Below are 22,440 nucleotides of genomic sequence, written 5' to 3'. Positions count from 1 at the left end.
GCTATAGACGCTACGTAAGTAATTTTTGCGTTAGCCTCAGTGCGGTAGATGAAATCATCAATTACCGCACAGATAAATTACAGTGTTTGGCTATCTAGATGTAACAGATGAGACTGAGTTTCTACTTCCCATGAAGCTTTAATTTCCGGTAGTTTATTTAGCTGTACTGCTTCTTCCAAAGTCCAACAATGAGATCCGGTTAAACTTATGTCACCCCGTAGCACATTAAATAACTGGGGCAGATTGTCGAGATTGTATTTACGCATCCAACGCCCTAGCGGTGTGATGTTGTGTGAGCAAAATTTCATTACTTGAAAGAGTTTACCCCGTTCTCCAACACGCCATTCATGGCAAAAAAGCGATCCTGGTGAGTAAACCTGCATTAGTGCAATCAATACCAGCATTACTGGACTGAGTAATAGCAGCAATACTAAAGCAGCAATCCAATCAATTAATCGCTGCAATTGTCTCCAAGGTTGATTAGAAGGTTTATTGCCAGCAGATATGCTGAGGAATATTGGTTTATCTGCTTCTTTGCACGCATCTGCCCAAAACCTCAGCAAAGCTTCACCCAGCTTTGGATCTATGCTTACCAAAGTTACAGGAGAATGTTGTAAACATTCTACTAGCGATCGCTTACTATCTAATGAAGGTAAATATGGTTGTTTAACTCGTCCAGGTGGTTTCACCAACAGCTGACCCCGCCGCCATTGGAGTGTGCAATACCCACAACGATTTTGCTGTTCCTGGGTTACATCATATAAATTCTCTAGAGTTGGAATTATTGAAGCTGTCATAATGTCTTTGGGTTTATACAGGAGTGAATTAGTGAGGCGTTATCAAAGGCTATTAATGCCAAAGACCCAAATCCGAATCTTGTTGTAAGTCCAAAAGTTGGAGATAATTGTGGGCAAAAATATGTTATTGCTATTTGCCACTCAGCCAAGCACATATCGTCCAGAATTCTGGTGATGTAGAGGTGTACAAATCAACGTTACTATCAATATTCATGGGCAATCGGTATTTTCCGGTAACTACTGAAAGTAGAAATATGTAGAGGGAAATTACCCATAAATCTCTATCTACGTTTAATTGCACTGAGGTGTTTATTGTCTCGATAGATTTACCGAACCCAGTCCAATACTGTCTTCTAGCCTTTATGAAGGTGCTTTAATTTCTAGAATATAAGACTATATGGAAATAGCGATCGCTCAAATAAATTCTTTATTTACTCTTTAAATAGCCAGTGATTTCTCTGACAACCCATAAAGATAGTATAAATATACTAAAATTTTCCTGATGGCAATAAAATTAAATTTTTTTGATTAATGCAAAATGCAAGATCCCCAACTTCTTTAAGAAGTCGGGGATCTATCATCTCGCAGTACTAGCTATTTTCTATTTTTCTACAGCTTGACGGAGAGCCAATTGCTGTTGTTTGATATAAGGTACGTAATTGCTACTAGAGTTTGATACCCCGTTAGCTACAACCCCAATCAGGTTTAACTTACTTAGCATTGCTGTAGCTTGAGTCAGCTGGCTTCGTGTGACAATACCAATGCTTGCCACCATGACCACACTACGACAAGATGATGCGGTAAGCATGGCATCTACCAAACCGAGAACTGGGGGAGCATCTATGAGTACCAAATCATAGTTTTCTTCAAAAGCTGCCATCAATTGCATCATTCGGGGGGAACTTAACAGATTAGCTGGGTCGGTAGGTTTGGGGCCAGCAGTCAAAATATCAATGTAGGAGGAACCTGAATATTGAAGACTAATCTGGTTGGGGAGAGTTGCATCACTCGCTAATAGAGTTGAAAGCCCCTGTTCATTAGGAAGATTTAGTTGTTCGTGCAGACTGGGATCGCGTAAATTGGCATCAATTAGTAACACCCTTTTGTGTAAACGGGCAGCACTCATCGCTAAACCTAACGCCAAAGCTGACTTACCCTCATCAGGTAAAGCTGAAGTAACCATCAAAGACTTCAAGTTAGCAACAGTATTTAAAAGTTCAATGTTCTTGTAAATCAGATCCAGCGATTCCCAACGCGGTGGAGATTGCAATACCTGAATTGTCCAAGGGGCGAGAACTTCTGGCTTACCAAAAGGCAATTTGATCATTGATTCTTTGGGTTTAGCTGGCGGTAATTTAGGAGTTGTTCCCAACAACGGCATAGCCATTTGCTTCTCTAATTCAGCAGTGGTATGAACTGCATCATCAGCCGATTCCCGAATGAAGGCAGCAATACCTCCTAACATAAACCCAACTACTCCACCTAACAGTAAGTTCTGCTGGAGATTGGGCCCTAATTGCGCGCCTTTTTGGGGATCTTCTACTACTTCCCAATTAAAACCACCCTTGGAAAGTTCCTGCCGCAATTGCTGTTCTGCTCTTAAAAGTTGCTCTAATCTTTCACGACTAAATTGCAACTGTGGTAGCATCCGATTGTAATAAGCTAATAGAGGTGGAAAGCGTTTAATTTCCAAACGTAGATCGTTTTCTTTCTGAGCCAAAGTTTGATCGCGAGCAGTTAAAGCAACTATAGTTGTCTGTGTTTCTACTAACTGACCAGCAAGGCTAAGATCAATTTGGCCAAGTTGTCCTTTTTCGAGAAGAGAGTCTCCAGAAGTTAATCCACCAGCAGACTTTCCGCCTAAAGTTCTTCCTACTTCTTGTTGCAATAATTCCTTCTGTCCCTGAAGTTGTTCTTTCAGCTTCTGCACACTCGGAGTCTCGTCTGTAAAGCGTAAGCGTTCTTGTGATAGTGCCAGTTCTGTTTTTTGGATTTCGTTCAGTAAACCTTGATAGCGAGTAGACTGACTCAGACGAGAAGCAACTAAAGCATTTTGAGGAGAACGATTAAGTTGTTCTTCTAAAGATTTTTGGCGTGCCAAAGCTTCTTCATATTGAGAACGAGTTGTTTGTCGTTCTTGGGCAATATTGTTCAAAGCTGTTTCAATTGCTTTAGCCTGTGATTCTGGATCAATTAAGTTCTGATTTCTGCGAAATCTTTGCAAATTTGTCTCGGCCGCGTTTACTTCTTCACTGGCTTTACTTAACTGTTCTCTGATAATTTGCAGACCTTTTTGTAAACGCGAATTCTGTTGTTCTTTGTTATATTCGACATAAACTTGTCGAATTGCGGCCAGAACTTTTTGTGTCTTTTCTGGATCTCCAGCAGTGTATTCTACTTGAAATATTTTAGTAGCGACATTATCTTCCTTGCTCCTTAATTGAGTTAAGACCAAAGAGGCTTTAATTTCACTTGCACTTATATCTGGATAACTAGACTGAAGTTTATCAACTGCTTTTTGAATGAGTCCTGAACTCTGCATCAAGTTAAGCTGGGTTGCAGTATCTATCACAACATTAGAGTCGGTAAACTGGTTGTCTAAACCCGCTCCTTCTGTCTTGCCTTGATAGTTAGGTTCTACTAGCAGTTGCATCGAACTTTTATAAGTTGGTTTTGTTTTAAAAGTTACCATACCTGCAATAGCAATAGAAGTAATTAATACTGCTAAGAACCAGGGAAATCTTCGCACAAATATGGCAAACAATTGTCCGTAACCTGGTTCAGTTTCTGAGGCTGGAGTTATTTGAGGATTTAGACTAGCTTGAACCACTTTTATTATCCTTGTCTTCGAGATTTACGCTAAGAGATATTCCGAAGAATACCTATTTTTTTACGAACCGCCCTTCGGGTTCACCAGTTGCCTACGGTGGGAAACCCGTCTACAGCGATGGTTCACCAAGTACGCCAAGGAGGAGAGAGAAATAAATAGGTATTCTTAATAATGGAAAGAGATTCAGAAATCAAATGAATAATTGATGCACACCACAAGTCTGGTTAATAATTTGCTCAACTTTCCCAAAGAAGGCATTTTCTGAAAAGTTTGCTACTGCATGATTACGGATGCGATCGTAATCCCAAGAAATGCCATTGGCTTCTTGTAATGCGATTTGTAGAGATTCGGGTGTTTGTCTTTTGAAAAAGACTCCTGTTTCACCTGGTATTTGAGTATCTAATACTCCACCGGCTCCATAAGCGATGACTGGTGTGCCGCTAGCATTAGCCTCTACTGGAACTAAACCGTAATCTTCTAAGGCTGCGACAATAATAGACTTGGCTTTGGAAAACAAGTCTTTGCGGGTTCTATCACTTACGTGTCCCAAGAACACAATATTTTTTAATGCTTTGGATTTTAACCGTTCTAGTTCTGGCCCGTCACCTGATATTAATAATTGCCATCCTAGCCAGTTAAAAGCTTCGACTATTATATCAAGTCGTTTATAACTAATCATCCGGGCAGAGGCCAGATAATATTCATCTTTTATATCTGAAAAAAGAAATTTACTCGTATCAATTGGATAGTTAACCATCATTGCCTTTTTGCCGTAAATATTTTCAATCCGGCGGGCAACAACACTAGAATTAGCAATGTAAAGGTCAGGTTCCTGTGCATATTTCAGGTCTACCTTTCTCATTACTTGAAATACTTGTTCGATTAAAGGTGCAAAATATCTATAGTCTCCGTATTCTCTTAAATAGGTTGCTGTATCCCATAAGAAACGGGTGACGTTATGACAAAAGCAAATGTGGCGGGCATTGGGATTTTTTCGCACTGCTTTGGCGAAGCTGGTGCTACTGCTAATAATTAGATCGTAGTCTTGCAGATCCAAGGCGCGAAAGGCAGGAAAATATAAAGGAGCCATTGCCCTGAAATATTTTGCTGCACCAGGAATTTTTTGTAAGAAAGTTGTATTGACGATGCGATCGCCTAGATCGATAGTTTTTTGGCGATCGTACAGAGATGTGAAAATGTCTGCTTCGGGATAGCGTTTACAAAGCAGTTCAAATACACGCTCTGCCCCACCTCGCTGGGTTAAGTAATCATGGACTAGAGCAATTTTCATCAATTTGACCTAAAGTTTCGATCGGGGTTATTTAAAGGCTCCCCAGCAAGTTAATATCAACAACTTTAGTGTCCCGCAGTATAGCTTCTTATCCTCTTGACGAAATTCTGGCGACAAATATGTTGGTAGGACTTCGGAGATCCCCCCAACCCCCCTTAAAAAGGGGGGCTTTTCTCCTCTTTACCCACTTTTTAAGGGGGTCGCCGTAGGCGGGGGGATCTGATCCGAAACGCATTATGGGCGTACAGCTAGCTGTAGGCCCCTACAGCCGATTTATTTGTTGCTATTACCCAACTGCTACCAAGATTTTTTCTGGGGCGAAATAATTGTTTTGCTCAGTTCTTAGTTGGTCGCAAAGTCTGCCTTCAGGTAATTCTACATCCTCATAAGTGAGGACTTGATCCTTAGAAATATCCCGTTTTAGACGACATCCTTCAGCTAAACCAATTGGTAAGAGATTTTGCTGTTGGACGATGGGGGAATTCTCACATTGTCCGTAGGTCATGTAGTAACCAATGCCATCTAGGGTTTCTCCAGCTTTCAGGTCGATTTTGGCAGTGGTGACAACATCTACTAAGGGGCCTGCGAGTGGAGACATAACGGCATCACCGAACAGGACAGCACGCGCTACGGACAAGGGAACTTCAAAATGACAGAGGTGATAAGGAGTGTAGAAGCTGTAAAGTGGGCCTTCGCCTAATTTGTATAAGTTGAGATAGTGGCGTTGCTTGGGGTCGTCGTGAGTGGCAAATACATATACGCCTGGGCCTGGTTTTGCTCCAACTACATAATCGACAATGCCGCCCAATTCTTTGAGTTGTTCAACATCATATAAATGGGTCATTTCCTCGACAGAACCGTTGAAGTCATATCCCAGCATTCCCCGTTTGGCGACTTTCATCCCTGTGGCATTGGCAACGATCGCTTGCTCAAAGGAAATTTTGGTTCCGTCGGCGAAGCTAGCCACCATGTGGGGCTTTTGACCCCAACGTTTAGCAAATCCTTCCTGGGTGGTGGGATTGCGATAGGGGTCTTGGAGTCCTTTAATGTTACCGCACAATAAGGGAGTTAAACCAATGCTTTTGACAAAGCGGTAGAGGTTCATTTGTACCCCTGGCTGATCGCCATCACAGGCGCTGAGAATGACACCTGCTTTGTCAGCATAGACTTTGAGGATGGGGCCAATGGTGCCGTCGAGTTCGGCATTCATCATGATCACATGTTTGCAATGAGCGATCGCTTCCATAACGATGTGAGCGCCAAATTCCACTGCACCTGTGACTTCGATTATGGCATCGATGCCTTCAGCCCGACACAGTAACTTAGCGTCTTCTGTGACTGCATATTTACCGTTTGCGATCGCATCTTCTAATTCGCTGACAGTTGCAACAACTTGAATATCTTCAATTCCTGCTTCCGAATAAGCTTGTTTAGCTGCATCAATCTGACGATTGGAGATTGCAACTAACTCCATTCCTGGCACGGAATTAACAATTTGGTTGGCAATTCCTCGACCCATAAAACCAGCACCGATCATTCCCACCTTGATAGGATTTCCTGCTGCTGCACGGGCTTGTAAGGCGCGATCGATAATAATCATGAACTAAACTCCTTTTTGGAACTGTTGGTTGTGATACAAATTCTCTATAAACTTGCACTTAATGATTTTTTACAGCTAAATATTAAGTACATTTTCATGGGAATTAAGATTAGAAGCTTTGAATCTTACCCCCCTTCCCTTGTAGGGAAGGGGCTGGGGGTTAGGTCTGTATTGAACTCAACCGAGAAGCGCTAAGTGTTAACTAGCTGTTTGCTAGATGCCATAGAAACAGTATGTTTTTTCTTGCTGTGATTTTCGATAATTTGCTCCACAACATTTCTGTAGACTTGAGCAAACTTATCTTTAGTATGATTTGCTCTTGCATATTCCCAAGCCTGACGAGACATAAACTTTAAATCTTCTTCAGGTAAATTGGAAATGCTTATAACTTTTGCCTTAATCTCTTCAAGGGAAAGGTTATCAAAAATCACACCAAAATCGTGAACATCCACACCAGATTCGTAGCTTAAAATGGGAATTAACCCAGCTTGTAAGCAACTGATTACTGCTCCTGATTGCCCTTCAGAAACAGAAGGATAAACCAGACCTAAACAGTTATTTGTAACCTCTATAAATTCAGGGCTACTAACATCAATCCACCCATAAGTGTGGATATTAGGCGTTTCATACAGTTCTTTATAGAAAGCTCGTTCAAATTCTTTGTCATTACTTACCGGGCCACAAATTGTTAAATGGTATTCCGGCATTTGGACAAAAGCATCTAAAACTAAATCTAATCCTTTAAGGACTAAAGCACTACCACCAAACCACAGAAAACGTTTTCTTACCGCTTCAAAATCTTTCTTATCAGGATAGGGATAAACGACAGGCGAAGAAATTGGGATACGATACATCGGTTTGTTGGCATACTTGAATGTATCAGTTGTGAAATCATTACCCAACACAATTGCACAATCTGCATATTCAATTCCCAAGTTAGGAACCTCAAATCGCTGTGGTTTTAAGGTTACACCTTTGCGCTGTTGTACTTCTAGAAGCCTGTTGCATTCAGCCGCATTGCGAAACACCATATTTGCAATGTCAACGTGGAAAATTTTGATGCAATCTTTATTAAGATTTGGTGCAAGCGCTTCCATCCGATGACGGATATCAATGAAAAATGCGTAGTCCTTTTGCGGAACGAATTTATCATTGTGGAACTGAATAACATCAACGTTGTAGCCTAGATTTAAAAAAGTTTGGGCAATTTGCCAAACTTCCCAGTACCAAGTGTGGTCATTAGGCATTGGCTGACCAGGTTTTAAGAGGAATGGTTCAATGCGATAAGAGAGAAGTACATTCCCCTTTGAAGGCTGCTTTGGCTTTAGAGAAACAACCTGTAATGTCTTCGCATAATTAATCCTAGCTCGGACTTTATTAGAGACAAAAGAGATAATATTAGCGACACGAGATAGAATACTATTTAACATTTCTTTCTACCTGATTTCATTAACTGAATATCTCAAAGCTTAATTAGTAATTGATATTTATATGTATATCAATTCTAATTCCTTCTCTTCCTTTGCGCCCTTTGCGTCCTTGGCGGTTCGTTAAAAAAGATTGCTTAAACCGCCATATTTATCTAGAAGTACCACCAACAGTCATCATTCTCAACAAAGGCCAACTTAAATCTTTCTCAGATATTTCAGTCACATCTAGAGGCCAATCAATGTTAAAAAACGGGTCATCATAGCGTAAACCTCTTTCATACCCTGGCGTGTAAAATTCACCCACTTGATATACAACTTCAGTCTCATCCGTCAGTGCTTGATAGCCATGAGCAAACATTTCTGGAACATACAAAGCACGGCGGTTTTCTGGGGTTAATTCCACACCAATATGTGATAAAAAACTAGGAGATTCAGGACGCATATCAATAATTACGTCATAGATAGCGCCTTTAGTACAGCGAATTAACTTCGTTTCTGCGGCTGGTAGAACTTGATAGTGCATTCCCCGGATAGTGCCTTTTTTGTAGTTAAAAGATAGGTTGCATTGGGCAACAGTTGGCTTTAATCCGTGGGCTTCAAATTCTTGAGCGCAGAAAGAACGAGCAAAAAAACCACGGTGGTCTGGTTTTTCTTCTAAGTCAATAATGAATGCGTCTTTTAGTGCGGTTGCGGTGAAAATCATTATGATTCCTTTGAGATGAATGTTAGGTAAAAAATACTTGCTAATTGCTTAACGAACCACAGAGACGCAGAGGGCACAGAGATATGAGAGTTTGAGAGATATTTGTGTGATGCCTTTTCCTTCTCTTCCTCTGTCTTCTCTGCGCCTCTGCGGTTAATTAAATTAATTTAAGTCGAAACTTTAACTGCATCCGATGCAGAATGTAACTCTACTCTGTGATAAGTATCATCCCAGTATTGGGTGCAGAGGTCTGGCCGTTCAGGGGGATTGGCGGTGTAACACAAGAATAGTGTTGACCTATCTTCTGTGCGAACTGTGCCGTGATGCAGAGCATTTTTCGTATCTACAAGAATGACAGTACCTGCTGGGCCTGGGCAGGATTTCCAAGCTGATTTGGGGATAACTGATTTTACTTCTTCATCGTCGATACCCATATAGCTGGACTTCCAAAGTTTGTAGTAAAGTCGAAAATAATCCCAACTAAAGAAAGGAGTCAAGGAGCGAGGGATATATTGAAAAGGCCCAGTTTTTTCTTCTACATCATGCAAGTACATAATGATTTTGATAATCCGGCGGTCTTCTGCATCACTATGCCATAGCAGCGTCCCAAACTGATTTTTATTTTTGAAATCTTTGCGTAAATGTACACCATGAAAAGCAATAGGAAGACCGATATAATTTTCAATGATGTTGAGTAGCCTTTTCTCTACTCCCCAGGCATAAAATTCTGGTAAACCTGTAACTGTATAAATTTGTGGCAAACGTTCATTTAGATGCTCATTGGTGGGATTTTCCATCTGAGATAATTGATGGTAAGCAGCTTTGAGCATTTCGGAGCTAGAGTCGAACCCTAAATCTGCCAGTGTTGTGACATAAACACCATCTTTTTTGAGCGCATTAAGGATGTTGCGATCGCGTCCTTCTAATGCTGGCAATTTTCTGCTATGCTTCCAACGGGCTAGGTAATATTCCAAGTCAGAAGACAGTGTAGCTATTTTGTGTTTAATCGCGTTAAACATGGCGTAAATTCCTCTCTTGTTGATATATATATTTGTTAGTAAATTAGTGACTCTATGGCTTATAGCCCCGTATTTCTTGAGTAGATACTTCCCTTGATTCTGCTAAACCGAATTCTTTAGAAACCATCACATCAAAAGCACACAAGCTGACTAAAGCCAAAAATGGAACTACTGTCTTGATGGCTGACATAGGCCATCTTCTTAAAGCACCCAAGAAAACTTTCAAGTTGACTTCTTTACCGTTCTGCAAAAGCATCCGCCGACAAAACCGTTTAGAATATCCACTCTGCTCTAATTTCAAAATAACTTCAGGGATATGTTTGTATTGCATTAATAGTGCAGATTTTGGTTCTTTCTGCCAATAACTCACACCAACAACACATTCTAAATAAGTCTCTTTAGTGACAATTACAGTACCATTTGCAGCGCAATATCCGGCTAAATATGCTAAAGATATCCAGTTATTCTCAGCATCTTGCCAATTTTGGAGAGCGCGTTTTACTAAGTCAGTGCGATAGACTGTAGCAGTTAGAAAAATAACTGCACCGACACTCTTTGAAAAACAATGTTCAAATATGGCTTTACCATCACCCTTTCCATCTTCACTATCAACGTCAAACCAACGATTACCAACAATTGTTGGTGGATGAACTGGTTCACCAGTAATTTGGTTACGACCGGAAAAATTGAGGAATAATAATGATAAATCTTCATGTTGTCTGAGTTTGCTAATCACATAAGCAATGGCTCTATCTTGAATTGGGTCATCATCACCGATTGTCCAAACATATTTTGTTGTTGTAGACTTTAGGCAATACATAATATTTTTGACTACGCCTAAATTCTTGGAGTTCCTATTTGATTTAAATGTGATATTACTAAGTATTTCTTGCCATTTTTTAATCACCTCCTGAGTATTATCTGTTGAACAATTATCAGAAATTAAAATTTCACATTCATCTTCAAAACCTTTGATAGCTTGAGCTAACCAAGTAAGTTGTTTATCTAGAAGCTGGGCACGATTGAATGTAGGAATAGCAATAGTCAGTAGTTTATTCATATTAAGCTCAACTTTGTAGTTAAAAGGCTATTAACAGTAGCTTATTAATTAACAAGCTGCTATCCAGATTATTTTTTTAGTTTGATAACAAAAGCTTTATATAACTACGCCTTTTAATTATTTTTACCTATTGTCTATGTTTGTAATGACAACAATAAATAGTAACAAAAGGCGCTTTTTGGGTTATATTTAGTAATTACGACGCTATTAAAAGCCTATCCGGAATAGGAGAAGGATAAACTTTTATTTCAGGAATGGGCACAACAAACTGTCCACCCCACTCGCCAATGAATGCCATTTGTTCCATAATTTCTTCCTTGAGATTCCAAGGTAAAATTAGGACATAATCTGGTTTGGTTTCGCGGATTTTATCTGGTTCAAAGATGGGGATATGAGTCCCAGGTAAAAATAAGTCTTGTTTGTAAGGATTACAATCGACTGTGTAATCGATAAAATCTTTCCCAATACCACAGTAATTAAGCAATGTGTTACCTTTAGCTGGTGCGCCATAACCAACAACTGATTTACCTTCTGCTTTGATATTTATAAGGAAACTTAAAAGCTTATGCTTTGTTTGTTTGACTTTTTCGCCAAATGTAATATAAGTCTCTATCTGATGTAGTCCAGCAGCAATTTCTTTTGCTTTTAGATGGCTAACTCGGTTACAGATACTAGGATTATCAGCATCATCATGTTTGGCATAAATTCTTAGTGAACCGCCGTGAGTTGATAATTCTTCCACATCAAAAAGTTGCAAATTGTGTGCTGAGAAAATCTTTTCGATAGTAAGAAATGAGAAGTAAGAAAAATGCTCGTGATAAATAGTATCAAACTGATTTTGTTGAATCAATTGCAAAATGTGAGGAAACTCCATCGTCAAAATACCATTTGGTTTGAGGATGAGTTTCATCCCAGCAATGAAATCATTTAAATCTGGTACATGAGCTAAAACATTATTGCCTATTAAAAGGTCAGCTAGTTTTCCTTGTATCACAAGTTCTTTGGCAGTTTCAACTCCAAAAAACTTGTTGATACTAGGAATACCTCTATCTTGAGCTATCTTGGCTATATTTGCTGCTGGTTCTATTCCTAAAACTGGGATTCCCTTTTCTACAAAATATTGCAGTAGGTAGCCATCGTTGCTAGCAATTTCAATAACTTGATTATGATGATTAAAGCCAAATTTTTCTACCATCATATCGGTGTAAGCTTTGACGTGTTTTAGCCAACTTACTGAGTAGGAAGAGAAATAAGCATAGTCACTGAAAATATGATCGGGAGTTTCAAATTGTTCTAATTGAACTAAAAGAGTGTCTTCGGAGACGTAAGCATGGAGAGGATAAAATTTTTCGGCATGATTTAGCTGTTCTTCTGTCAGATAAGCATTAGCTAAAGGTGACATTCCTAAATCAATAAAGGTTTGGTGCAGAGGTTGACCACTGAAACGACATTTTGCGTTCGCCATAATTTTCAACTCACTGATTACAAATAATTGGATGGGTGAAATAAGTCCGAATCAACAATATTTGATTCGGAAACTTAGATTATTTATTCATTGCTACTAGGCAACTATTTCTACTTTTTATTCCAGAAGAAATCTTTGTCAATTTGCTCGGTACGAATTAGATACTCTAGCTGTTTTAAGCGAGTAAATCCTCTAAATAAGAAAGTGTCTTCAGCCATATCTATTTGACTGAATAAATCAAATAGCTGCTGGGCACCAAGGCGAGCATTCCAATCACACTTAAATCCGGGGAGGATTGTGTTGATTTTCTCGAAGGATACCCGATAGCTACGGTTATCTGAGCCGTTGTCACCAAAGGACAATTTACAATCTGGGAAAATATCAGCAATAATTTCCGCAATTTCTTTAACGCGATAGTTGTTTGCTGTATCTCCGACGTTGAAAATTTGGTTATGTACAATGTCTCGTGGTGCTTCTAAGGCACAGACTATTGCTTTGCAAATATCCAGTGCGTGGACTAATGGCCGCCAGGGTGTACCATCACTGGTCATTTTGATTTGTTTGCTAGTCCATGCCAACCCTGCTAAGTTGTTTAAAACAATATCAAAGCGCATCCGGGGTGAAGCACCAAAGGCTGTGGCATTCCGCATAAAGGTGGGAGAGAAGTCATCGTCAGCGAGTGGTCTGACATCCCGTTCTACGAGAGTTTTGCACTCTGCGTAGGCTGTTTGGGGATTAATTGGGGATTCTTCTGTAACATCACCTGCGGTAGCAACGCCGTAGACGCTGCACGAAGACATATATACAAAACGGCGCACACCCATAGCTTTCGCTAGGCTAGCGAGACGAACTGAACCAACATGATTAATTTCGTAAGTAATATTCGGTGCTAATTGTCCGGCTGGGTCGTTGGAGAGTTCCGCCATATGAACTATTGCTTCAACGCCTTCCAAATCATCGGGGGTAATGTTGCGGATATCTTTGTTAAGGGTTTTAGGTGTAACTCCATTAGCGTTGTATAGCCAACCAACTTTATAGAAACCAGTATCTAGACCGATAACTTCATGTCCGCGTTCAATTAACAGAGACGGTAATAATGAACCAAGGTAGCCTTCTGTTCCAGTTACTAATATTTTCATTGTGGTTAACGCCTTTGTATTGATGAGTTAAATTCTTCGTTTAGTAGGGACGCACAGCTACAGCGTGTTGCCCGAAATTTTTGGTAGGCACACAATTCCTGAATTATTTTCGGAGGTATTTTTGGGGTAGCAGCGCTTTATAGGGGTTCTTAATTGATGCACTAAACTTTTTCTTGTGAGATGGGCATCTTGCTCATCCCTTGTATTTCTAGGCAAGCAAGATGCTGACCCCATAAGATTCATCCCTGAATTCAGCAGCACCGGAAGTAACTATGATATCTATGCAGTTACTACATTATTTAGATGCGATGGTTGGGGAATTTCTGCCACAAGCGCTTTGCCGATTTCTAGAGAAGATGTAGCGGCTGGAGAAGGAGCATTGCAAACATGGATGGAGTTTTGACCGGAAACAATCAAAAAGTCGTCTACAAGCTTGCCATCGTTCATTAAGGCTTGAGCGCGGACTCCTGCATGGGTGGGAACTAAGTCTTCTGCTTGGACTTCGGGAATTAGTTTTTGCAAACTTCTGGTGAAGGCTGCTTTACTAAAGGAACGAATGATTTCTTGGATGCCTTCATCAGCGTGTTTGGCTGCCAATTTCCAGAAACCAGGATAAGTGATGACTTCCAGAAAATCGCGTAAGTCAAAGTCGGTTTTTTTGTAACCTTCACGTTTGAGTGACAGAACCGCGTTTGGCCCGGCGTGGACGCTACCATCAATCATTCGGGTAAAGTGGACACCCAGGAAGGGAAAATCTGGATTGGGAACTGGATAAATTAGTGTCTTGACGAGATAGCGTTTTTCTGGGGTTAGCTCGTAGTATTCTCCTCGGAATGGGACGATTTTGGCTTGGGGTTCAACTTTACCTAATTTGGCGGTGCGATCGCTATGCAATCCTGTACAATTAATGACAAAGCGGGTTGCAAAGTTACCTTTGTTTGTTTCCAGTACCTGATTTTTACCACTTGGGGAGATTTTCAGAACTTTTGTATTGAGATGTAAATCTCCACCCTGCTGTTGAATTAGCTGGGCATATTTTAAACAAACTTGCTTGTAATTAACAATACCAGTTGAGAATACCCGAAGTCCACCTACGCATTTTACGTGAGGTTCTATTTCCCTGACTTCTTCGGGGCTGATTCTCTTAACTTCTATGCCATTGTCTAAGCCGCGTTGGTAGAGATTTTCTAGACGTGGTAGCTCTTGTTCTTCGGTCGCAACAATCACCTTACCACAAACTTCATGCTCAATTCCATGCTCTTGGCAAAATTCTACCATAGAGCGAGAACCGTCACGACAAAATTTAGCTTTGAAACTCCCTGGCTTGTAGTAAATACCAGAATGAATTACCCCGCTATTATTACCGGTTTGATGAAATGCCAATTGGCTTTCTTTTTCTAGTACTAAAATACGCGCATTGGGATAGCGTTTTCCTAAAGCTAGGGCTGTAGAGAGTCCAACTATTCCCCCACCTATAATCGTAAAATCATACATTAGTATCATCGCACTTAAAATTACAAAAAAGCTATGAATAAGAAGTTAGAAGTTAGCAGTGAGGAGTTAGGTGCAATTAACAATTTAAACTCATAACTCCTAACTTTTAACTCCTAACTCTATTCTTACCATACCTTCCAAGGAGCTTGATTATTTTTCCATAGCCCTTCGAGATAGTTTTTATCGCGTAAAGTATCCATTGGTTGCCAAAAACCATCATGTTTAAAAGCGGATAGCTGTTCCATGTCAGCTAGCTTTTCTAATGGCTCTTGCTCCCATACTGTAGAGTCATCAGCAATCAAATTAATTACTTCTGGTTCTAACACAAAGTAACCGCCATTAATCCAAGCTCCATCACCTTCTGGTTTTTCCCGAAAGCTGGTAATTTTAGTTTGCTCATATCCCAAGGAAATGGCTCCAAAGCGTCCGGCTGGTTGAACGGCTGTGAGGGTTCCTAATGTATTTTGTTGTTTATGAAAGTTAACTAGCTCGGTGATATTAATATTACTTACACCATCACCATAAGTAAAACAAAAAGTTTCATTACCAATATGCTCGCTGATTCGTTTTAAGCGTCCGCCTGTCATGGTATTATCACCCGTGTTTACTAAGGTAACACGCCAGGGTTCAGCATAACCAGAATGCACGTTCATCTGGTTAAATCGCATATCAAAGGTGACATCTGACATGTGTAAGAAGTAGTTAGCAAAATACTCCTTGATTATGTAACCTTTGTAACCGCAACAAATGATGAAGTCATTAATGCCGTGGGCGGAGTAAGTCTTCATTATGTGCCAGAGAATTGGCTTACCACCAATCTCAACCATCGGCTTGGGTCTGATACTAGTTTCTTCACTGAGGCGTGTACCAAGCCCTCCAGCCAAAATCACCGCTTTCATGCAATTACCTCGGAGTCTTGTAGGGATATAATTATTTGACTTTTTCGACATGAAGAGGATGCACTTAGATGGAGAGAAATTAATTTCTAATTTGTTTTTCTCCGTCCATAATCTAACTGTAATTTTATCCGAAATTATAAAGCAAATATAAATTAACGTCTTTTCTATATAAAAGCTCTATGAATATCTATAAACCTGAAAATAAATTACTTAATTAAATACAAATGTTACCCAATAAATAACTAGGGTTAGCTGACGCTAACCCCAGTTAGGCTTGATTTCTGAAATCAAAACCAATAATATGTCAGTAAAAAAACTTACAAAACAGAGTAATTAAAAAGTGCTGAGTGGCAATTGAGAGAATAACTAATCAGTACTCAGCCTTCTTGATTTGATTTGTTTTTAGTTAGTTTTTTCCAGATTACTTGAGCTTTGGAATAAAGGGTCACATTTGTTTTCTACGACTACACACATATTACTGAGTGCTTGCTGATAATTATCCATATCATCTTGTGCAAGAAACATTTTGGCAGATGTCTGTACATCTTCGATAGCTTTCGCCTGATTTTTGTGAGATTGACTACCACCATATTGTGCTAACTCATAGCGAACCATGCCTCGTTTGAGATATGCTTTTGCTAGTTTAGGGCTGATAGTTAGTGCTTGGTTAAAGTCAGCGATCGCTAGATTATATTCTTGCTCATAATTGCTGCTATATTGAGCAATTTGATAATAGACAAGACCTCTCTGAAAGTAAGCTTCTGCTTGGGATATATTTAGTTTGATTGCCTGAGTAAAATCTATGATGGCTTTTTTGTAATCTTGTTGAGATTCACCGCTATATTTAGCCATTTGAGCGCGGACAATGCCTCGTCTGATATGAGCTTCCACTTCATTATTATCCAGACCGATGGCTTGATTATAGTCTGCGATCGCTAGACTATATTCTGTATCAGGATCGTTGCTATATTCGGCGAGCATATAGCGGGCATTACCCCGATTGACTAAAGCTTTGACTTGATTGGGATCGATTTTGAGAGCTTGGCTATAATCCGTAACTGCTCCTTCGTAGTCTTTCATGTTATAGCGAGCATTGCCACGATTTATAATTGCTCTGCTATGTGTCGGTTCTTGTTCAATTGCTTCGCTAAAGCTGGCAATTGCTTTTTCATAGTCTCGGTCTTGGTAAGCAGTGTAACCTTGCTGATAGTAATCAGCGAAGCTGAGTTTGTTAATTGTCTGGCGAGACTTCAATGCTTGTTGAGTGTAAGCATTTTGGTAAACCAACGGCTCAGTAAATTTAATCATTACGTCCGCATATCCCAATAAACCAAAACCCAACAAGCAACAAATCACTGGGTACAATTTTGACTTCTTGGAGCGTTTGTAAGCTGAACCGCTTGGGGTCATCATTGGCTGCCAATAATTAACCAAGTGCGGTGATATGGCTCGTTGGGGAAAATGCGGTGTCTGGGTGTAATGTTTTCTCGCTTTGATTCGCGGTTGGAGATGTTCTCTAGCTTCTATAGCCCGATGTGATGGGAAGGGGTCGCGTCCACCTAATCGTACGGTACGTTCACACCACGGACAGGCACGCATGTGGTTGTTGTAGCGATGTTGGGGATTTGTGGTGCAGGTAATTAGGGAATCTTCGGCTTCAGCGATTGCTGAGAGCCAAGTCTGGGCGCTGGGGCGTAGTTGTGGGTTATTGTGACCCTCTTCAAAACAGCGGACAAATAGTTCTTGTAAGCTGGGATGAAGAATTTCCCAAGGGGGGGCAATGGGGGTAGGTAGGTAGGGTACGTACCGTTTTTGGCTGTACGTGAAATGACCAGATGCAATGCGGGCTTCGTAGGGCGGTGGCTCAATAGCACCTTGAAAAATCCCCGAAAATGGGTGAGTGCCTTCCATTAGGAGTTGAAATACCAGCACTGCTAACCCAAATAAGTCGTGAGAAATTTCGCGATCGTGCTGGGCAAAAGTTTTATTTTGTAGTTCTGGTGGGGTAAACTCTGGTTTACCTACTGGACAACGATAAACAACATTCTTGTTGGGGTCGAGTACTTGGAAGGAGTCTGTGTCTATTAAAGTTACCAGTGCGGTGTCACTGACGAGGATATTTGACTCGTTTACATCACCAATACAATATCCACTAGCGTGCAAAGCTGCAAAAGCTGCCGCTAAGTTACGAGCCGTGCGGAGCAGGTACTGATAGTTGAATAGGGGACAGTGTTGGCGACGGGTTCTGGGGTTGTAAAAGTCGATGATTGGACGCATCCCCTGGATGCGTGGCATCAAAAAGCCCAGGATGCTATTTTTGTCATCTGCTGTCCGCAATAAATCCTCTGGCCAAGCGATAGAGATATGCCCCAAACTAGCCGTAGGATTTTCTGGCGGGTTGGCAAGCATTGCCTCTAATTTATCAGCATGGGCAGTCGTTGGCTTATGGTAAATCTTTGCCACCAAGTTGCTATCGGATGGCACTGCATAAACACAAGCTTCACCGCCACGCCCCAAACTGACATTGAGGCTGAGGATTTCTTTTCTAGTGGAACAACGTAGTACCTGCATAATGAAATTACCGCTAACGGGAGTTATTTAAGATGTAAAACCTGTAGATTTATTACTCATGAGTCGTTGAATGCAGCTATAATGAGTGTTAAGTCATCATCAGTGCGTTGTGTAATCCGTTCTGAGTGTAAAAATTTTACCAACTGCTCCTTCGCTACTGTTTTATCCTCGGTATTGGCTACAAATTCAAATAGCGGAAAGAAGAAGGGTTTGTGAGGTTCACCAACAACCATATTCAAAGCCAGCATTTGCAGTCCGTCAGTAATTATACCAACATTAACTATATCTGTGCGCCATAATCTCATCTGCGCTGTATCTAAGGCCGTAGGAGAAGTTAAAAAAGTGGTTTCGTTGATGTATTCGCCGCTATCAGGTATAGTTAGCGCCAGGAGATTGCCCATACGATCTTTTGCCACTGCCAAACCATCACCTATTTGCACTACAGCTACAACTTCTGGTGTGGCAACCATCATAATTAAGGTAGTTGCTAAGTCTTGAAGCTGTTTGTCACAAGTAGCCGCTTCAGCCTCTACAGCGTTTTTGGCGGCTAATATGGCATCATTTAAGAGCGATCGCACATAAGCATCATCACTCAAAATCTTTCGAGTGATTCCTTTGGTGGAAATATTTTCTATTGCTGTCTCCACAGCAATCATCGCTCCCACTTTCCCAAGGCTAGCAGAACCCGCGCCATCTGCTGCGGCCGCCACTAAAATATTATCTGACAATATCTGCCAGTGATGAGCATCCTGACATAACTGCTTATTTTTTAAGTGACTTGTACCACACACAGACGCAGCCACAATCCGCCATTGAGCAATCTGTTTTGATATTTTCATAGATTTTTTTCCCAACAGCTAGCTGTGTCAACATCAAGCTGCAATCTTTAATTAAACAGTCCCCCAACCAATTGGCGGTAGTGCTACCTGTTCGTCTACCTGCGAATGAGAAACAGCTGACATACTAGTGGATAGCCAGACGAACATTTCGATAAAGTTTAATCCTTTCAGTTTCAGTGGTGTACGCACAGTGATTTGATTTAAACGCGTCATATTAGCATTTTCAACACCAACCGTAAAAAATGCTACACGCTTATTTGCCTCATCTCCCTGTAAGCGATGGGATGCTTGCTCTACCACATTCTCTAACTCGCCTTGCGGTTCTCCATCGGTAATCATGAATACCCAGGGACGATAATAAGCAATGCCATTGGTACGATACTGAGATTTCCGCTCTTGAATTATGTCCAAAGCTTTATGGATTCCTGCACCCATCGTAGTCAAGCCTTGTGCTGTCAAAATGGGCGGATTGAATTGATCGGCAGTCACAAAGTCTTGGACTACATTGACATTACTATCAAAAGTGACGATCGCCACTTCTACCCGTCTGGCAGCTAAGGAATTTTTGACTAATTCATCCTTTAAACTGAGTAAACCTTGATTTAAAGCCTCAATCGGATCTCCTTGCATCGAGCCAGATGTGTCTAGTAAAAGCACACAAGGACAACGTGGTTCTGGGTTCTCAGCAAATTCTACTACTTCATCAAGTCTTAATGTATCATGCATAACTTTTTGTGTTATGTTAAAATTCAAAGTCTTTATTTCCCTTTTCTCAGAGTATGTAATGCTAATCGCCGAGGCGACTAGAGAATATAGTATCTAGTGGCAGATGCTCTAATCTTTATTAAACAAATTATTTTCATAAAGTTCTCTGTATATTTAATGAAGAACTTGAGTAGAGCTTAGTTTAGCAAAAAAGAGTTTATCAAAACCCAGCGTTACCTGTTGTAATGTATCTACCCAAAACTTATATCCATTAAACCTACAGTACAATAAATACGTAAACTTTCCTAGATAAGTTTTTAAAGATTTTATGTAGGAGAATCGTTCCTTTATAGAAAAGTTATTAACCATAATTAAGATCGTTAGCTCATAGAAGTATACCAGTGTAACTGCGCGAACTTGGAATCAAATTTGCCTCTTGAAGTTAGTTGACATCAATAAACATCGCTATTAAGGTCTTCGACCAAGAGTCGTCGATAGTGAGCAAAATCTAGAATGAACCAATATCTACTGATAGTCTAGCTATGATAGGTGTTTACTTTTATTCATACCCATATACTTGTTTTTTGAGATAAATTAAGTAGAACGTGTCAAATGTAACAGATGAGTTATAAAACTTATAACTTTTAATATATATACATATTTTAAAAGAAATAATTTGTGCGTAGAGAAATATTACAAACAAGAAAATATTTTATAGATGATATTTTCAATCTACAAATGTTCGGTTATTGATTCCGCAAAAAAACTTGAAAAACATGAATAACTCAGGTGCATTCACTAAACTACGTCCTCTAAGCTTGTTAAGACAGTTATCCAATTGCTCTGATAGTACTTGTTTACAAGCATTTAGTAACTCTGTTTTCTGGTTAATTTACCTAGAGCAGGGTAAGATAACCTACGCTACTCATTCAGTAGAACCATTTGATCGACTAGAACGCCATTTGCGCCGCCTCAGCCACCAAATTCCACTGCTTACTAGCGAGGTGCGTGTTCAAGTCCGTCTGATGTTTGAACCTGACTCACACAGTCAGTTAATTGAACATGACAACAATTTGAGAAATCCCCCTCCTGAATATCAAGCGATATCTTGGCTTATTAGTCAAAAACATCTGCATTCTACACAAGCAGCAGTGCTGATTCAAGAATTAGTTAAAGAGGTGATTGAATCATTTTTACTCATTCAAGAAGGTACTTATGAATTAGCAGAACAAATTGATAGAATGCCAAGAATTTGTAGGCTAGATGGAGAAAAAATTCTAGAACGTTGCCAAGTAAAAATACAGAATTGGCAGACTTTTATTCCGCAAATTTCTTCTCCATATCAACGTCCATATCTGTTGATTAACAGCAAAATTGAAGAAGAAGATTTACCAAAACTTCAGCCGGATTTAATAAATTGGATGAAGGGTTTCAGCCTGTGTCATCTGGCGACGATTTTGAATCAAGATGAAATCCAACTGGCCCGCAATTTATACCCTTACATACTTAAGGGTGCGATTATTTTGCATGAACCCGATCCGCCATTCGATAAATTACCAAAGATATTTGAAGGGCAATATCTACGACAGGCTACACCTACGCTGTTCTCACAATCAATTACAGAGATAGTTTATACCAAGCAAAAGCTAAATAATACTGTCAACTCTTACTCAGATATTTCTGAAGGTAACATAACTCCTGTTCAACAATTACCACAGATTTCTCCTCCTCTCCAAGAAAACTTTCAAGAACCAACAATATCAAATAACATAAATCTGGCTTCTCAAAGAGTAACGGCTGCTACTGTAACAGCACAAAAAATCCATAAAATCGTTTCTGTAGATGATAGCCCCACAATTCTCAAAGAAATTAGCCGTTTCTTAGAAAATGAAAATTTTTCTGTAGTGACTATTAACGATCCAGTAAAAGCCGTTTTGTCAATTATAAGGCATAAACCCGACTTAATTTTGTTGGATTTAAATATGCTAGGAATCGATGGTTATGAGTTGTGTCGGATTATACGAAACAACTCTATCTTTCAACAGACTCCCATCATTTTTGTTACTGGTAGTAAAGGGATTGTAGATAAAGTAAAAGCGAAACTGGTAGGAGCATCTGGATATTTGACTAAACCTTTTACCCGCGCCGAATTACTGAAAATAGTCTTTATGCATTTGACTTAAATTAACCACAAAATCTAATGATTTTGAGCTAGTGAGGATAAATCAATATGGCTACAGTTTTAGTTGTTGAAGATGCTCCTTCTCAGTTGGAATTAATCAATAGTTTTTTAAGAGACAGTGGATACACAGTAATTAAAGCTTATGATGCCAAAGATGGGATGAGTAAGGCAATAAATAATCGTCTAGATGCGATTATTACTGATGTGGTAATGCCAGAAATTAGCGGTTTTGAGTTCTGTCGCCTCTTGAAAAAAAATCCAGTTACTCAAAAAGTACCAATTATTATTTGTAGTTCTAAAAATCAGCCTATTGATCGGATTTGGGGAATGCGACAAGGTGCAAATGTTTATTTAACTAAGCCTTTTACTAAACAACAATTAATAAATGCGCTTAAATCTCTTGTGGAGTAGGGAGA

Annotated in this window: 17 protein-coding genes; 2 read left to right on the top strand and 15 right to left on the bottom strand. The window is 39.9% G+C overall.

Annotated elements, in window-relative coordinates; genetic code table 11:
* Window positions 1-77: 77 nt before the first annotated feature.
* The 15 genes from hepC to GTQ43_RS18325 all read right to left on the bottom strand — a co-directional run bounded on the left by hepC (window position 78) and on the right by GTQ43_RS18325 (window position 19,863).
* Window positions 78-797 carry a heterocyst development glycosyltransferase HepC gene (hepC, locus tag GTQ43_RS18395; protein ID WP_265274200.1) on the bottom strand — a complete coding sequence of 240 codons (720 nt, stop codon included), beginning with the start codon at window positions 795-797 and terminating at the stop codon, window positions 78-80.
* A gap of 601 nt (window positions 798-1,398) precedes the next feature.
* Window positions 1,399-3,627 (bottom strand): GumC family protein, encoded by a 2,229-nt coding sequence (locus tag GTQ43_RS18390; protein ID WP_265274199.1) that lies wholly within the window; start codon window positions 3,625-3,627, stop codon window positions 1,399-1,401.
* A 190-nt stretch (window positions 3,628-3,817) separates the two neighbouring features.
* Window positions 3,818-4,918, bottom strand: a complete 1,101-nt coding sequence (locus GTQ43_RS18385; RefSeq protein WP_265274197.1) for a glycosyltransferase — start codon at window positions 4,916-4,918, stop codon at window positions 3,818-3,820.
* Between the two features lie 286 nt (window positions 4,919-5,204).
* Window positions 5,205-6,518: an NAD(P)H-dependent oxidoreductase gene (locus tag GTQ43_RS18380; protein ID WP_265274196.1), complete on the bottom strand. Its 1,314-nt coding sequence runs from the start codon at window positions 6,516-6,518 to the stop codon at window positions 5,205-5,207.
* 191 nt (window positions 6,519-6,709) lie between these two features.
* Window positions 6,710-7,948, bottom strand: coding sequence for a glycosyltransferase (locus GTQ43_RS18375; RefSeq protein ID WP_265274195.1), 1,239 nt, complete (start codon window positions 7,946-7,948; stop codon window positions 6,710-6,712).
* 148 nt (window positions 7,949-8,096) lie between these two features.
* Complete coding sequence (gene rfbC / locus GTQ43_RS18370) at window positions 8,097-8,651, bottom strand: dTDP-4-dehydrorhamnose 3,5-epimerase (protein ID WP_265274194.1); 555 nt, start codon at window positions 8,649-8,651, stop codon at window positions 8,097-8,099.
* Between the two features lie 167 nt (window positions 8,652-8,818).
* Window positions 8,819-9,670 carry a phytanoyl-CoA dioxygenase gene (locus tag GTQ43_RS18365; RefSeq protein ID WP_265274193.1) on the bottom strand — a complete coding sequence of 284 codons (852 nt, stop codon included), beginning with the start codon at window positions 9,668-9,670 and terminating at the stop codon, window positions 8,819-8,821.
* A 52-nt stretch (window positions 9,671-9,722) separates the two neighbouring features.
* On the bottom strand, window positions 9,723-10,730 hold the full coding sequence (locus GTQ43_RS18360) for a glycosyltransferase family 2 protein (RefSeq protein WP_265274192.1): 1,008 nt from the start codon (window positions 10,728-10,730) through the stop codon (window positions 9,723-9,725).
* 196 nt (window positions 10,731-10,926) lie between these two features.
* Window positions 10,927-12,195 carry a class I SAM-dependent methyltransferase gene (locus GTQ43_RS18355; protein WP_265274191.1) on the bottom strand — a complete coding sequence of 423 codons (1,269 nt, stop codon included), beginning with the start codon at window positions 12,193-12,195 and terminating at the stop codon, window positions 10,927-10,929.
* Between the two features lie 110 nt (window positions 12,196-12,305).
* Window positions 12,306-13,334 carry an NAD-dependent epimerase/dehydratase family protein gene (locus GTQ43_RS18350; protein ID WP_265274190.1) on the bottom strand — a complete coding sequence of 343 codons (1,029 nt, stop codon included), beginning with the start codon at window positions 13,332-13,334 and terminating at the stop codon, window positions 12,306-12,308.
* A gap of 279 nt (window positions 13,335-13,613) precedes the next feature.
* On the bottom strand, window positions 13,614-14,828 hold the full coding sequence (lhgO, locus tag GTQ43_RS18345) for an L-2-hydroxyglutarate oxidase (RefSeq protein WP_265274189.1): 1,215 nt from the start codon (window positions 14,826-14,828) through the stop codon (window positions 13,614-13,616).
* Between the two features lie 125 nt (window positions 14,829-14,953).
* Window positions 14,954-15,727 carry a glucose-1-phosphate cytidylyltransferase gene (rfbF, locus tag GTQ43_RS18340; RefSeq protein WP_265274188.1) on the bottom strand — a complete coding sequence of 258 codons (774 nt, stop codon included), beginning with the start codon at window positions 15,725-15,727 and terminating at the stop codon, window positions 14,954-14,956.
* A 402-nt stretch (window positions 15,728-16,129) separates the two neighbouring features.
* Entirely contained in the window at window positions 16,130-18,298 is a 2,169-nt protein-coding gene (locus GTQ43_RS18335; RefSeq protein ID WP_265274187.1) for a tetratricopeptide repeat protein, read from the bottom strand.
* A 56-nt stretch (window positions 18,299-18,354) separates the two neighbouring features.
* Complete coding sequence (locus GTQ43_RS18330; RefSeq protein WP_265274186.1) at window positions 18,355-19,137, bottom strand: PP2C family serine/threonine-protein phosphatase; 783 nt, start codon at window positions 19,135-19,137, stop codon at window positions 18,355-18,357.
* A 51-nt stretch (window positions 19,138-19,188) separates the two neighbouring features.
* Complete coding sequence (locus GTQ43_RS18325) at window positions 19,189-19,863, bottom strand: vWA domain-containing protein (RefSeq protein WP_265274185.1); 675 nt, start codon at window positions 19,861-19,863, stop codon at window positions 19,189-19,191.
* A 755-nt stretch (window positions 19,864-20,618) separates the two neighbouring features.
* Between GTQ43_RS18325 and GTQ43_RS18320 the strand changes: the two genes are divergently transcribed.
* Entirely contained in the window at window positions 20,619-22,025 is a 1,407-nt protein-coding gene (locus GTQ43_RS18320; RefSeq protein ID WP_265274184.1) for a response regulator, read from the top strand.
* Between the two features lie 47 nt (window positions 22,026-22,072).
* Window positions 22,073-22,435, top strand: a complete 363-nt coding sequence (locus tag GTQ43_RS18315) for a response regulator transcription factor (RefSeq protein ID WP_265274183.1) — start codon at window positions 22,073-22,075, stop codon at window positions 22,433-22,435.
* Window positions 22,436-22,440: the final 5 nt, after the last annotated feature.

The sequence above is a fragment of the Nostoc sp. KVJ3 genome (genome assembly GCF_026127265.1).
Classification (GTDB): domain Bacteria; phylum Cyanobacteriota; class Cyanobacteriia; order Cyanobacteriales; family Nostocaceae; genus Nostoc.
The sequence above is the reverse complement of the archived record's forward strand: the minus strand, read 5'-3'. Positions and strand labels throughout refer to the sequence as shown.

What these genes read in the sequence shown, in the direction of transcription:
- hepC (WP_265274200.1), bottom strand. Translation starts at nt 797, where the DNA reads ATGACAGCTTCAATAATTCCAACTCTAGAGAATTTATATGATGTAACC.
- GTQ43_RS18385 (WP_265274197.1), bottom strand. Translation starts at nt 4,918, where the DNA reads ATGAAAATTGCTCTAGTCCATGATTACTTAACCCAGCGAGGTGGGGCA.
- GTQ43_RS18380 (WP_265274196.1), bottom strand. Translation starts at nt 6,518, where the DNA reads ATGATTATTATCGATCGCGCCTTACAAGCCCGTGCAGCAGCAGGAAAT.
- GTQ43_RS18375 (WP_265274195.1), bottom strand. Translation starts at nt 7,948, where the DNA reads ATGTTAAATAGTATTCTATCTCGTGTCGCTAATATTATCTCTTTTGTC.
- rfbC (WP_265274194.1), bottom strand. Translation starts at nt 8,651, where the DNA reads ATGATTTTCACCGCAACCGCACTAAAAGACGCATTCATTATTGACTTA.
- GTQ43_RS18365 (WP_265274193.1), bottom strand. Translation starts at nt 9,670, where the DNA reads ATGTTTAACGCGATTAAACACAAAATAGCTACACTGTCTTCTGACTTG.
- GTQ43_RS18360 (WP_265274192.1), bottom strand. Translation starts at nt 10,730, where the DNA reads ATGAATAAACTACTGACTATTGCTATTCCTACATTCAATCGTGCCCAG.
- GTQ43_RS18355 (WP_265274191.1), bottom strand. Translation starts at nt 12,195, where the DNA reads ATGGCGAACGCAAAATGTCGTTTCAGTGGTCAACCTCTGCACCAAACC.
- GTQ43_RS18350 (WP_265274190.1), bottom strand. Translation starts at nt 13,334, where the DNA reads ATGAAAATATTAGTAACTGGAACAGAAGGCTACCTTGGTTCATTATTA.
- lhgO (WP_265274189.1), bottom strand. Translation starts at nt 14,828, where the DNA reads ATGTATGATTTTACGATTATAGGTGGGGGAATAGTTGGACTCTCTACA.
- rfbF (WP_265274188.1), bottom strand. Translation starts at nt 15,727, where the DNA reads ATGAAAGCGGTGATTTTGGCTGGAGGGCTTGGTACACGCCTCAGTGAA.
- GTQ43_RS18335 (WP_265274187.1), bottom strand. Translation starts at nt 18,298, where the DNA reads ATGCAGGTACTACGTTGTTCCACTAGAAAAGAAATCCTCAGCCTCAAT.
- GTQ43_RS18330 (WP_265274186.1), bottom strand. Translation starts at nt 19,137, where the DNA reads ATGAAAATATCAAAACAGATTGCTCAATGGCGGATTGTGGCTGCGTCT.
- GTQ43_RS18325 (WP_265274185.1), bottom strand. Translation starts at nt 19,863, where the DNA reads ATGCATGATACATTAAGACTTGATGAAGTAGTAGAATTTGCTGAGAAC.
- GTQ43_RS18320 (WP_265274184.1), top strand. Translation starts at nt 20,619, where the DNA reads ATGAATAACTCAGGTGCATTCACTAAACTACGTCCTCTAAGCTTGTTA.
- GTQ43_RS18315 (WP_265274183.1), top strand. Translation starts at nt 22,073, where the DNA reads ATGGCTACAGTTTTAGTTGTTGAAGATGCTCCTTCTCAGTTGGAATTA.